Annotated in this window: 15 protein-coding genes; 12 read left to right on the top strand and 3 right to left on the bottom strand. The window is 58.7% G+C overall.

Translation table 11 applies throughout. The features are described 5' to 3' along the window. A partial coding sequence (locus GS611_RS17220; RefSeq protein WP_171637515.1) for an aldehyde dehydrogenase family protein occupies window positions 1-206 on the bottom strand: 206 nt, incomplete at its 3' end. A gap of 69 nt (window positions 207-275) precedes the next feature. Then, window positions 276-650 carry a cupin domain-containing protein gene (locus GS611_RS17215; RefSeq protein WP_170456186.1) on the bottom strand — a complete coding sequence of 125 codons (375 nt, stop codon included), beginning with the start codon at window positions 648-650 and terminating at the stop codon, window positions 276-278. A gap of 135 nt (window positions 651-785) precedes the next feature. Here GS611_RS17215 and GS611_RS17210 point away from each other — a divergent pair, with 135 nt between their 5' ends. The 4 genes from GS611_RS17210 (at window position 786) to GS611_RS17195 (ending at window position 4,880) form a co-directional block, all read left to right on the top strand. After that, complete coding sequence (locus GS611_RS17210; protein ID WP_171120001.1) at window positions 786-1,868, top strand: TRAP transporter substrate-binding protein; 1,083 nt, start codon at window positions 786-788, stop codon at window positions 1,866-1,868. 156 nt (window positions 1,869-2,024) lie between these two features. Continuing rightward, window positions 2,025-2,546 (top strand): TRAP transporter small permease subunit, encoded by a 522-nt coding sequence (locus GS611_RS17205; RefSeq protein WP_216598322.1) that lies wholly within the window; start codon window positions 2,025-2,027, stop codon window positions 2,544-2,546. Then, window positions 2,539-4,089 carry a TRAP transporter large permease subunit gene (locus tag GS611_RS17200; RefSeq protein WP_171120000.1) on the top strand — a complete coding sequence of 517 codons (1,551 nt, stop codon included), beginning with the start codon at window positions 2,539-2,541 and terminating at the stop codon, window positions 4,087-4,089. The genes GS611_RS17205 and GS611_RS17200 overlap by 8 nt, the downstream gene beginning before the upstream one ends. A gap of 74 nt (window positions 4,090-4,163) precedes the next feature. Further along, on the top strand, window positions 4,164-4,880 hold the full coding sequence (locus GS611_RS17195) for a TetR/AcrR family transcriptional regulator (protein WP_171119999.1): 717 nt from the start codon (window positions 4,164-4,166) through the stop codon (window positions 4,878-4,880). Between the two features lie 318 nt (window positions 4,881-5,198). On the opposite strand, the gene GS611_RS17190 is transcribed toward GS611_RS17195, so the two are convergent. Next, window positions 5,199-5,777 (bottom strand): hypothetical protein, encoded by a 579-nt coding sequence (locus GS611_RS17190; protein WP_171119998.1) that lies wholly within the window; start codon window positions 5,775-5,777, stop codon window positions 5,199-5,201. Between the two features lie 132 nt (window positions 5,778-5,909). Here GS611_RS17190 and GS611_RS17185 point away from each other — a divergent pair, with 132 nt between their 5' ends. From GS611_RS17185 to GS611_RS17150, 8 genes are all read left to right on the top strand, one after another. Next, window positions 5,910-6,224 carry a hypothetical protein gene (locus GS611_RS17185; protein WP_050524067.1) on the top strand — a complete coding sequence of 105 codons (315 nt, stop codon included), beginning with the start codon at window positions 5,910-5,912 and terminating at the stop codon, window positions 6,222-6,224. Next, window positions 6,196-6,861, top strand: a complete 666-nt coding sequence (locus GS611_RS17180) for a lytic transglycosylase domain-containing protein (RefSeq protein WP_171119997.1) — start codon at window positions 6,196-6,198, stop codon at window positions 6,859-6,861. The genes GS611_RS17185 and GS611_RS17180 overlap by 29 nt, the downstream gene beginning before the upstream one ends. A 16-nt stretch (window positions 6,862-6,877) precedes the next feature. After that, the gene (locus GS611_RS17175; RefSeq protein WP_171119996.1) at window positions 6,878-7,159 is read left to right on the top strand and encodes a TrbC/VirB2 family protein; all 282 of its coding nucleotides are present in this window, start codon (window positions 6,878-6,880) and stop codon (window positions 7,157-7,159) included. Window positions 7,160-7,289: 130 nt separating this feature from the next. Further along, complete coding sequence (locus GS611_RS17170) at window positions 7,290-7,568, top strand: VirB3 family type IV secretion system protein (protein ID WP_171637513.1); 279 nt, start codon at window positions 7,290-7,292, stop codon at window positions 7,566-7,568. Continuing rightward, window positions 7,543-9,936: a type IV secretion system protein B4 gene (locus GS611_RS17165; protein ID WP_171119994.1), complete on the top strand. Its 2,394-nt coding sequence runs from the start codon at window positions 7,543-7,545 to the stop codon at window positions 9,934-9,936. Before GS611_RS17170 ends, GS611_RS17165 begins: the two co-directional genes overlap by 26 nt. Continuing rightward, on the top strand, window positions 9,933-10,142 hold the full coding sequence (locus GS611_RS17160) for a hypothetical protein (RefSeq protein WP_171119993.1): 210 nt from the start codon (window positions 9,933-9,935) through the stop codon (window positions 10,140-10,142). Before GS611_RS17165 ends, GS611_RS17160 begins: the two co-directional genes overlap by 4 nt. After that, window positions 10,139-11,251, top strand: coding sequence for a lytic transglycosylase domain-containing protein (locus tag GS611_RS17155; RefSeq protein WP_171119992.1), 1,113 nt, complete (start codon window positions 10,139-10,141; stop codon window positions 11,249-11,251). Before GS611_RS17160 ends, GS611_RS17155 begins: the two co-directional genes overlap by 4 nt. Continuing rightward, window positions 11,248-12,015, top strand: a complete 768-nt coding sequence (locus tag GS611_RS17150) for a type IV secretion system protein (RefSeq protein ID WP_171119991.1) — start codon at window positions 11,248-11,250, stop codon at window positions 12,013-12,015. The genes GS611_RS17155 and GS611_RS17150 overlap by 4 nt, the downstream gene beginning before the upstream one ends. The last annotated feature ends 22 nt before the right edge of the window (window positions 12,016-12,037 follow it).

The raw sequence follows: 12,037 nt of genomic DNA, 5'->3' as shown, positions 1-12,037 counted from the left end.
TGCAGGGCAAGTTCTTCACGACATTCTAGAATCCTCGCTGCCAAACGCTCCAAGATCTCAATTCTCCGCCAAACGGGCAAACCCGCCGTATTTGTTCGATGGATCACGTTCGCTCGATCAAGCGCCTTGTCCACGTCTTGCCAAGTATTCAGTTCAACTCCAGCAATCGTCTCACCCGTGAATGCGTTATGAACCGTATGTATCATTTCCAAGCGCTCTTTCTTTGGGAATTGAGTAGGCCCGGCATCGTTTGGGAATGCCAGTCGGGCCTAAGTTCAGGCCTTGAATTCGACAGTTACAAAAACGAGAGGAGTCTCTCCGATATTTTCGAGGTCGTGAACAAAAAAGTCTCCTTCTCGAAGGTCGAAGTGTTGTGTGTCTCCTGCCCGATAGTCAGTGTCCCTGATTTCTCCATCATGATAGTGGGAGCGGGACTTCCCATCCCCAAGCACCGTCCAGAAGTAGGATTCCTCATGGCGGTGAAACGGTGCGCGTTCTCCTGGTTGAAGTTCCAGATGCCAGATTCGCAACGTGTCGGTTTCAGAGACTACGCGCGATCCAACCTGACGATTCGTCCAGTTTTCAACGATCTCTTGCCTCTTGTCTGGTGCCCATTTGGAGTATTGCTCCAAGCAGGATATGTCAGCCATTTCTCTCTCCTATAGTTCACATGATCTTTAGTGATACACATCTTTTCCCTTTCTAACACAAGTATTTTTTTGTTGACGCGTCTTCTAGCTATTTCTATTGATCGATTGATCATCATATATCAGGGAGGAAACGTGATGAGCTTCAAGGTCACAAGACGAAAATTTTTCAAGACTGCGACGGCGGCCACAGGAGCTGCAGCGCTCGCGGCTCCCGCCCTTGCTCAGGGCGGGACAGAGCTAAAGATGCTGACATGCTGGCCAAAAAATTTTCCCGGCCTAGGAACCAGCGCTGAGCGATTTGCAAAACGCGTGTCAGATGCGAGTGAAGGCAAGCTGCGCATCAAAGTGTACGGAGCCGGTGAAATTGTTGCGCCATTTGAGGTTCTGGACGCTGTAGCATCGGGCGCGGGCGATCTGACCCATGACACGCCTTACTATTGGTTCGGAAAGGACCCAGCCTTTGTGTATTTTGCGGTTGTTCCGTTTGGATTGACCGCCGATGAGCATTTCACTTGGTTGAAATTCGGCGGTGGTCAGGAGCTTTGGGACGAGTTGGGTGCAGCCCATGGTGTCAAGCCGCTTGCCAACCTAAACACCGGCGCGCAAATGGGCGGGTGGTTTAAGAACCCGATTGAAACCGCCGCTGATCTTCAGGGCCTTCGCGTCCGGTATCCCGGTCTGGGCGGGCAGATGCTGTCCCGGCTTGGGGCGACTCCGGTGAACATCCCCGGTGGCGAGCTGTTTACAGCGCTGCAATCCGGTACAATCGACGGGCTTGAGTGGATCGCCCCATGGAATGACTTGGCCTTCGGCTTTCACCGCGCGGCAAAACACTACTATTACCCTGGCTTCCACGAGATGGGGCATACGCTGTCATCCCATGTGAACGCCGAAGTTTGGGCAGGCCTCAGCGACACCGAGCGGGCCATCATGCAGGACGCCGCTGATGCGGAATATGTCACTTCGCTTGCTGAATACAACGCTCGAAATCTGGATGCACTGAACACGCTTGTGAATGATCATGACGTGCAACTGCACGAATGGCCCTCGGACATTGTCCAAGAGATGCAACGCATCGCCCCGGAAGTGCTCGCTGAAAGCGCTGCAAAAAGCCCAATGGCCACAAAGGTTCACGAAAGCTGGATCGCCTTCCGCGAAAACCAACGCCAGTGGGGCGAAATTGGTGACTACGCAAACGCGCGCCTAAAACAGGGCTGAGAAGCCCAGTGATAGCTGACCCCTGTCCACCCTTGTGGTCAGCTGATCCGATCCGGGGATTGGACCTCTTTCTCCCGGATCGGATCACCTTGCTTTGCATCCCTGCCCTCCAACAAATGGCTCTCCTGCTCTACAGCGGGGACCGGGAAAAATGATATGGAACAATCAACAACACATATGGCGCGAACGGGAGCGCTAGGACAGGTCATTGCCTGGACAGGAACCATTAGTAAATGGATGGCCGTTGCAATGGTTTTGCTCCAATTTGCAGTGGTTGTCGCACGATACCTCTTTGATGCGGGATCCGTGATGGCCCAGGAGGCGATCCTTTACCTCTTTGGGACCATGTTCATGCTTGCTATGGCCGACGCTCTAGCCTCAGATCGGCACGTACGTGTCGATATGCTGTATCACACGTTTTCGGCACGACGCAGGTGCATCATTGATGCCTTGGGAATTCTGTTTTTCCTCTTGCCGCTTTGCATCTTCATGCTTTGGGCATCCAAGGATTACGTGCTCAACAGCTGGTCCGCATTGGAAGGATCACGAGAAGCATCAGGTTTGCCCGGTGTTTTCCTGTTCAAAACAGTTATTCCTATCGCCTTGCTGCTCCTGATCCTGCAAGCCCTTTCGATCCTGAAACGGTGCATTCTACCGAAAGGACGTCACGATGGATGACATTCACACACTCTATTTGCTCGCCCTATTCGCGGGCCTGCTCATCTTCCTGATGTCCGGATTTCCGGTTGCCTTTGTTCTGGGGGGCGTATCTCTGCTTCTGGCGGGAATCGGTGTACTCTTCCAGCAATTTGACGCCTCATTTCTGGCTGCCATCCCACAGCGAATATACGCGGCAATGACCAACGATGTATTACTTGCAGTACCGCTTTTCGTGTTCATGGGGGCAATGTTGGAGCGAAGTGGCATCGCCTCTGAACTCTTAGACGGCATCGGCCGGCTGTTTGGCAAACGTCGTGGCGGTCTCGGATTTGCGATAACACTGGTAGGTGCACTTCTTGCAGCTTCCACTGGGATCGTTGGAGCAACAGTGACAACCATGGCCCTACTGTCCCTTCCGGTAATGTTGAAATGGGGCTACTCGCCGCGTTTGGCAGCCGGATCAATTTGTGCGGCGGGAACACTCGGTCAGATTATCCCTCCTTCTCTGGTGCTTGTCCTGCTGGCAGACACGATTTCCTCGGCGTATCAAAAAGCCCAATTGGCCCAAGGCAATTTCTCACCCGACACAGTGTCGATATCGGATCTGTTTGCCGGCGCGATCGTTCCCGGATTGCTGATGGTGGTCGTGTTCCTCATCTATCAAGTGTTGCTGACCTTTTTCAGACCGGAAACTTGCCCACCACCGCCTGAAACAGAAGCAGCGGAAATGAAGATTTCCGTTAAGGCCCTGCTCGTTAGGTTGGTACCGCCATTGGCGCTCATCCTTGGTGTGCTCGGCTCAATCCTTGGTGGAGTTGCAACGCCAACGGAATCCGCATCGATTGGGGCTGCAGGTGCCATTTTGCTGGCCGGATTTGGGTCAGAACACCGAAAACACGCCAACATTGCACTTCTTTTTCTGGCGGCGGCTGTATTTCTGAAGCAACTGGTTTTCGGCAATGTCGAGGCGCCGATTTTGGTAGAACGCATAAGTGTCGCTATCCCGGTTCTGATTTTCGTTGGGTACTTCCTTGTTGCTCTGTTGCGCGTCTTCAAGTCGGGGGCGATTTCCAGCACGGCCGTCGAAACCGTTCGGCTGAGCTCGATGGTGTTCATGATCTTGATCGGAGCGGCCATGCTGTCACTGGTCTTCCGCGGGTTTGGTGGCGATGAAGCGGTGCAACATCTGATCTCGAACGTTCCCGGTGGCCCTTATGCTGCTCTGGCGGTTGTTCTGGCGGTCATGTTCCTATTGGGTTTCATCCTCGACTTCATCGAAATCATCTTTGTCATCGTACCGACAATCGCACCTGTATTGCTGATGTCTGGGATTGATCCGATCTGGCTTGCCATTCTGATCTCACTGAACCTGCAAACCTCTTTCCTGACGCCGCCATTTGGATTTGCGTTGTTTTATTTCCGGTCTGCCGCCCCCCCGGACATATCGACACGAAATATCTATCTTGGTGTCATGCCATTCATCGGCTTGCAGATCTTGGTTCTGATAATTGTGGCATTCATACCAAGCATTTCCACCTGGCTGCCCTATGCACTAAGGTAAACCCAACGCCCTGCCCAATCCCTGGGCAGGGCAAATTTGTGCAATACCTGAACCACCAAACCGTGAAGTAAAAGATGCAAAACCCAGACACGCAAGTACCCGCCCCCAAAAAACGCACGCGCCTTTCCCCGCAGGACAGAGAACACCTGATCCTTACAGGTGCGATCGAATTTGTGGCGGATCATGGATTTGCATTCTCCACCCGCGAACTGGCTCGACACCTCAACGTCAGCCAAAGTCTGCTATACCGATACTTTGCGACCAAAGAAGAGATTATCGAGAAGATTTATGAGAGGGTCTATGTCGGACGTTGGAACCCGGAATGGGACGAGATTCTGAGAGATCGCCAACTTAGCGTCCAGGAAAGACTGGAACGCTACCTATTAGATTACTCAAAGGTGGTGCTTCAAAAAGATTGGGTGCGCATTTTTCTACTGTCCGCCTTCGAAGACCCGATCATTTCTCAGCGATATATTTCAATGTTGCGTAGACGAATTTTTGAACCCTTGCTTGATGAGCAACTCGTCAGCATGGGCCAAAAGGCACTTTCGAAACCAGAAGACCATGAACTGGCGCTGGAGTTAATCTGGGGGTTCCATTCGAGCATCTTCTACCTCGGGGTGCGGCGGTGGATCTATAAGACACCGACACAGGTGAACATAGAAACGCTGGTCCGCAGCAGAACTCGCAGTTTTCTTGTTGGTTTCGAGTCATTTTTGAGCGACCTCAACCATCGTGAAAACGGGAAAGCACCTCCCTCGGCAATAACAGTGAATGAAGGTTTGGAATGAAACCGAATTTTTTGAAAGCTGGATTCAGCTGGCAAAGGTGACTGCCGCTCATTTTGCTCGGATAAGTCAGAGTTCTAATGAACAACGGTAGCAAAATGAACAAGGCAACGGTGGCGCGAAGCTAGTGGTAAAGAAACAATCAGGCTGGCCTTTCCAAGAAGGCTACCTTGTGGCTGGTCAAACAGAGGTCCACATCTTTACCGATTACCGCTGGAACGATGGCTCCGTGAGCCGCCGTTGGCTCGTCGATCCAGATGGTGTTGAATTTCGGTCAGTAGAGGCAAGGCCGTTCTCCCTAGAGACGACCAAGAAATCGGATCAGTAGGAGAACCACTCCGAGTGGCCCATGTTGCCTTCGTAGTCGCCGTATTCGACCATGATGCTGCGGGAATAGAAGTGCCATAGGCCACCGCTGGTCGGGTAGGCAATCTCCTGACCGCTTTCCGAGACGAATGTCGTGGGCCAGGGCGTGCGGGACCCGTAGACACGCTGGATGAAGCGACAGGTTTGGTTCTCGCGATCGCAGGAGCGGATCGACCAATCCCACTGCCGAGGCATATCCCGCTCCTTGTAAGACCGCCCTCGAAACCAGATCACATGGGTCCGGTTCAGCCACTCGTATTCGGGGAGGCTAGTGTCGAGTTTACCCTCCCCGCCAGGGCCACCCAGTTCGACTGGCACATGGGCGAAGGTGCAAACTCCGAAGGGCGGCAGGCTCGGCCATGGCGTGATGCGGCGGATCATGGTGCGATAGGCGCGCGCACAGACGGTGCTCGGGGGGAAACCACCCGCCATGCAGAGCATGATGGCGCAGTCGATGTCATAGGCCTGCGCCTTCTCAGGGGCGCCAAACACCGCCATCACTCCCATTGCAGCTGCCATCGCCTCTCGTTTCATGTCGCTCTCCCGCAAAAGTTGCACCGACTATCCTGCAATTTGTATTCTTCTGCAATATGTCGTATTGACTCCATATGACTTTATGGCCTTAGTGTCGTGAAGTAGAAGGGCTCTCGTGGGGAGAGTCCGAACATGCCGATAGCGCGCAACCAGATCCTGATCACCATCGATGGTGTCAAAGACCTGTCCGAGAAGGGCATCGCGTTCCGCTGCCGGTATGAACTCGTGGGGTTCACGGACGATGGCAAGCCGCGCTACCAGTGCATCTACCTGCGCGAGGGCGAGCCGGAAGCCATTCTGGTCTCGACCCGGATCACCCCGCACGGGCCCGAGCCGCGGTATTTCAACATATGGCCGGGGCTCTTCAAACATCATCTCGAGTTCGGTGACGGGCGCGATCTGCGCTTTGGTCCTGACTATGAGCTCACCCTCGAGGAGCGCGGCTGACGTCACAGCCTTCAGCCGCGACGGCACGGCGCGGACATCCGGCTGGACCTTTCATGGCGAACGACCTGCCTGGGCAGGGCTGGATGATAGCGCTGAGGCCGAAGTCGTTCTGGCCTCGCTGGACGCCACGCCGCCTTCCAGTCGCGGCGGCATCCTCTCCCTTATCCGGACGACTGCCGTCCGCCACCAGGGGAACCGTGCCCTGCGCCTAGCTGGTCTGAGTGCCGACGACTGGCAGGTCTTGTTCCGCGCCCTGGTTGAGGCGGAAAGCAGCTACAACACGAACGCCGTCAGCCCCAAGGGCGCTTACGGTTTGGGGCAGTTGATGCCGGACACGGCCCGCGCGCTCGGCGTCGATCCGCGCGATCCGTCCCAGAACCTCGATGGCGCCGCACGCTATCTGCTCGCGCAGATCGCCACGTTCAAGGACATCGATCTGGCGCTCGCAGCCTATAACGCGGGCCCGCACCGCGTGGTCGAGTATTCCGGCATTCCACCCTTCGCCGAGACCCGCGACTACATCGCGCGCATCCACCGGATCCGGTCCCGACTCGCGGGTACACCTGTTTCCGCGCCAGAAACCCGCGTCGCAGCCCGGGTGCCTGCGCGCGCTCCGGTCCTCATCGATCTTCAGTAAAACAAGGGAACTTCGCATGCTTCGACATCGCCTCAGCCGCCTCTTGCCTGCCGCCACAACCCTGGCGGCTTTCGCAAGCCCTGCCTTCGCGCAAGACTTGTCGCCGATCCAGACCATGCTGGAAACCGTCGAGGCCGCGCTGACCGGTCCGATCGGGATCGCTGTCGCCACGCTCGCGGTCATCGGCACCGGCTTCATGTGCATGATGGGACGGCTCAACTGGGGCTGGTTCGCCTCGGTCATCATCGGGATCGTGCTGATCTTCTCGGCCGGCACCATCGTCGACGGCTTCTCCTGAGAAGAGGCCCGATTGATGACTTCCCTGCAATCTCGCATCCTACGGTCGCCTCGAACGCGTTGTGCTTCGCAAACGCTGCCTCGAGCCGACCTGCGGATTCATTTTCATTGCTAAGCAGGGAAGCATCGAAGTGGCAGAACGATCCCCTCTCTTTCTGGGCCTCGCCCGTCCGCCCAAGTATCTGGGCTTGCCCGTAGGGTACCTCGTGGTTCTGGCGACCGAGGTCGTTCTGCCGTTCATCTGGACGAAGTCGATGGTCTTCTTCCTGATTGGTCTCGTCGCCTATCCGATCCTGTGGTTCGTCGCAGACCGCGAGCCGCATTTTTTCGAGGTTCTGCGCGTCTCCAATGGCACCGTCCGCCCGACGAAGAAGCGGGCCCTGCATGGAGGCGACAGCTTTGGCGCTTGATGCGGGCACACTTTCCACTCACGGAACGGCACTCCTTCAAGCGGGCGGCGCGGAGTTCGCGCGGGAGAGCTATCTCGCCGAACACCTGCCGTATTTTACCCTCGCCGATGACGATGTCATGGTCCTGCGCGAGGGCGATCTGATGGCGACCTTGCGCCTTGATGGTCTGAACCAGATGACCAGCGAAGACGCCCGGCTCGACGCGCTCAAACGCGCGGTTGCCGCCATCGTCGCCCAGACCGGCAACGCCTTCGGCTTCTACATCCACCGGATCTCGGTCCCACAGGATCTCGGGATACATCCCATCGAGGGAGACAGTTTCGCCGCTGCAATCGACGCCCGCTGGCAGGCCCATGTCAAAGACCTGCGCCCGGCCAAGCGCCAACTCTATCTCAGCGTGATCCGGCGCCCCGACATCTCCGCGCGTATTCCCCTCCTGCGGGCGCTGGCCCGCAAGGCCTGGGTCAAGGACCGCGCAACGCGCCTTCAGGAACTGAACGAGGTCATGGGCTTCTTCGAGGTGGCGCTTGCTTCGGCCAATCCGGTGAGGCTCACAAAGTCAGGTGGCGAATGGCTGGGCTATCTCAACACCTTGAATGCGGGCAGCTTCTCCCCCATTGCCTTCGGGCAAAGCGCCCTGCCCCTTTCACATACCTTGAGCAACTGCCGCGCGACCTTTGATGGCGACGTCGTCACCCTGACGGACGCCGTGACCGGTCAGATCAAATACGGTGCACTCTTCTCGATGAAGACCTATCCGGCCTTCACCGACGTCACGCTGCTCGATACGCTCGACCTACCTCTCGACATCGTGCTGACGAATTCCTTCAGCCCGATCCCGAACAACATCATGGCCGAGCGCATCCAGCGGATCATCCGCCAGATGCATGCCTCCGACGATGCCGCTGTCTCCCTGCGCGAACAGCTGGGCCAGGCTGCCGACGACCAGGAGGCGGGGCGCATCGCCTTTGGCGATCATCACCTTTCCATCGCCGTCTATGCGCCGGATCGCGACATGCTCGAACGGGCCGCCGCCCAGATCAAGCGCGTCGGCCAGGAAATCATGTCGGTGATCGTGCGCGAAAACATGGCGCTGAAAGCCACCTACTTCGCACAATCCCCCGGCAATTTCGGCTACCGCGCGCGCAAGACGCCGATCTCCTCGATCAACTTCGCTGATTTCGCGGCCCTGCATGGCAGCGTCGAGGGGCGGGGTCCAGATCAGTCGCCCTGGGGCCAGACCATCTCGGTCCTGCCGACGGTCGGCACCTCGAACTATCGGTTCAACTTCCACGAGGCGGGAGACCCAAGCAAGGAACCCACGGTCGGCCATACGCTCGTTCTGGGCCGTACCGGCACCGGCAAGACACTGACCACAGCCTTTCTCGCAGCCCAAGCACAACGGGTCGGCGCGCGGCTTTTCTTCTTCGACAAGGATCGCGGCCTCGAGATGGCCGTGCGCGCCCTTGGTGGCCGCTACAACGAAATCCGCGCGGGCGTTCCCACGGGTCTCAATCCGCTCGCCACCGAGACCGACGAACGCGGCCGTGCCTGGCTCTCGGATTGGCTTGCGACACTTCTCACACGCAATGGAACCCTCACGGGCGAGCAATCCCGCCATATCCAGAGCGCGGTCGGTCAGAACGCCGATGCGGGCGCGGCCCTGCAGCGCTTCGCCAGTTTCGAGACCCTGTTCCAGTCGCTCGACGATGATGGCGAGTTGCAAAGCCGCGTCGCCGAATGGGCGCCGGGTGGGCGCTACGGTTGGGTCTTTGACGAACCCGAACGCGGGGCGGGTCTCAAGCTCACGGGCGACATCGTCGGGTTTGACATGACCGAGATCCTCGACATGACCACCGAGCGCATGGCGGTGCTCTCCTACATCTTCCGCCAGATCGAACGGGTGGTCGAGGATCGCCGCCCCACCATCATCGTACTCGACGAGGCGTGGAAGCTCTTGGACGATCCCTACTTTGGGGCGCGACTCGAAAACTGGCTGGTGACGCTACGCAAGATGAACTGCGTCGTCATCATGATGACGCAATATCCAAGCCAGCTGCGCGACAGCCGCGTCGGCAAGACCATCGTCGAGACGGTGCCCACCCAGATCCTCTTCCCGAACGATCGCGCCACCATCTCCGATTACGACTTCCTTCGCGTGAACGCCAAAGAGGCGGCCCTCCTCGTCCAGCCCACCATCGGCCAGCGCATCGCGCTCGTGCGCTCGGCCGGCGACAGCGTCTTCGTCGATGCGGACCTCTCCGCACTTGGCGACCTCCTTCCCATACTTGGCGGCGGTGCCACGGGCGAGGCGCGTGTGCCCGCCGATTGGCGCGCCCACCCCGATTTCTGGAGACACGTGTTATGAATATGAAACCTTTCCTCGCGCTTTGCGCCGCCGCGAGCCTGCTCGCCGCTTGCGAAAAATACACCGAGAAAACCTCGCCCTGCTTCGGCCGCAATGGCGAGCCGCAGGTGACGCGGTCCGCCCTGTCGTTCTCGACAATGGGCGCACCAGTTCAAGAGGCTGCGAAGCACGACTGCACCTTCGAACCCCTGCCCCGTCCGGAATGAGCCGCGTCGCGATCATATCCGCGGGGCTCTGCCTTGGGCTTGGTGCCCTGCCCGCGCATGCCCAGGGCGTGCCGACGCAGGACAATTCCACGATCGGCCGCGCCATCGCGCGGGTGACGGCACTGGCCGAGGATCTGGGCGTCCAGCAGGACAAGGACCGCACCGAGTCCACGCTGGCCGATGTGCAGGCCGACCAGCTGCGCGTCCTCGAAGAGATGACGGCGGCCATCACCGGCCCCGGCTTCGACATCCGCGCGCTCGAAGGAAACGCGGATTTTGGAGTGGCGGCGGTCTATCCCAATACCGATCCGAGCCCGATGAACAACCGCCTTTTCGGTGAAGGCCGCGAGACGGTCGAGATGATGATCGTCGAGGTCGCGGGCGAGTTCGCGAGTGCCCCCGGTGTGGCCCGCGCCGGTCTCTCGGCTACCCAATGGCGCTGCCTCTTCCAGGCCCTGATCAAGCAGGAGAGCCGCTTCAATGTCGCCGCCGAAAGCCCGGTCGGCGCCTACGGGTTGACCCAGCTCATGCCCGGCACCGCCTCCGATCTTGGAGTCGACCGCTATGATGTGAAAGACAACCTCCGCGGCGGCGCGCGTTACATCACCACCCAGCTCAATCGCTTCGGCAACATCCCCCATGCGCTCGCGGCCTATAACGCGGGGCCGGGTCGGGTCATCGAATACGGGGGCGTGCCGCCCTTTGCTGAGACCCAAGGCTACGTGCGCAATATCTCGAAGTTCTACAACGAATACTTGGCCGTGGTCGGAGGCGCCGATGCACTCGACACGCTCTCGCCCTCGGACTTTGCTCTGGCCGAATATGCCAGCATCTCCGAAGCCAGCGTCTATTACGCCGCCGACAGTTCGGCCACGACCGAACAAGTGATCAACCGCCTCCGCGCGATCATCCTGCAGATCGATGCGCAACCCAATGCCAAGGCGGCCTGGGAACTCAACACCTACGCCAAGGCCGAGATCGGCCGCATCCTCAACCTCCGCGTCCGGCTCATGGCTGCGAACCAGCAGCGTGAGGCAGCCTTCGCGCAGCACCTCGTCGCGGACCGGCTGGCCGAGCGCGACTTCATGCAGATGGGAGTTCCCGAATGAGACAGCTTCTCCTGACCGTAGCCGCGGTCACTACGCTCGGGGTCTCCAGCCCCGCCACCGCCCAAGGTGTGCCAACTTTCGACGGCTCGGCACTTCAGCAGTTCGTGGCGCAACTCGAGCACATGGCAGAGGATCTGAATGTCCAGATGCAGCAACTCGCGACCATGCGGCTGGAATTGGAAACCCAGCTCTCGCAGCTCACCAACCTCGAGGCGCAACTGACCTCGCTCATTGAAGGCAGCGGGTTGGGCGAACTCTTCGCCACGGTCGAGGAATTCCGCGCGCTCCGCGGCAAGCTGGTCGCCCCCCTCAGTACCGCGCAATCTCTGGCCAGCGGCGATTTCCTGAGCGGCTTCAATCCCGGCGTGGAACTCTCGGCCTCTGTCGAGCGCGTGCTTTCGGGCAGCGGCTTCACCTCGGAGCGCCTGAGCACGCTCTCAGTCTCCGATCATCCGGCCGACAATCGCATCGCCACCTCGGCCGGGGCCAGCGCCATGCTCTCCGTCGCCGCGCAGGAAAGCCATGAAGAGGCAGGCCAAAGCCTCGAACGGCTCGAGACCATGGTCGGGCTCATCGACGATCAGGACGGTCTGAAGGCCGCCGTCGATCTCAACACCCGCGTCACCGCCGAGCTTGGCATCATCCTGACCCAGATCTGGCGGCTTGAAGCGGCGCAAGGCGTCAGCGCCGGCCAGCTTGGCGTCGTCGATGCCGCGACCCTCGCGGACGAGCGCAAGTTCCGGTCGATGGCGGTCGACCCATGAGGCAAACCATTAGACTCAGCTT

This window comes from Ruegeria sp. HKCCD6119 (assembly GCF_013110585.1).
In the GTDB taxonomy this organism is placed as follows: Bacteria; Pseudomonadota; Alphaproteobacteria; order Rhodobacterales; family Rhodobacteraceae; genus Ruegeria.
Note: the sequence above shows the minus strand (reverse complement) of the source record. Positions and strands in the feature narration are given on the sequence as shown.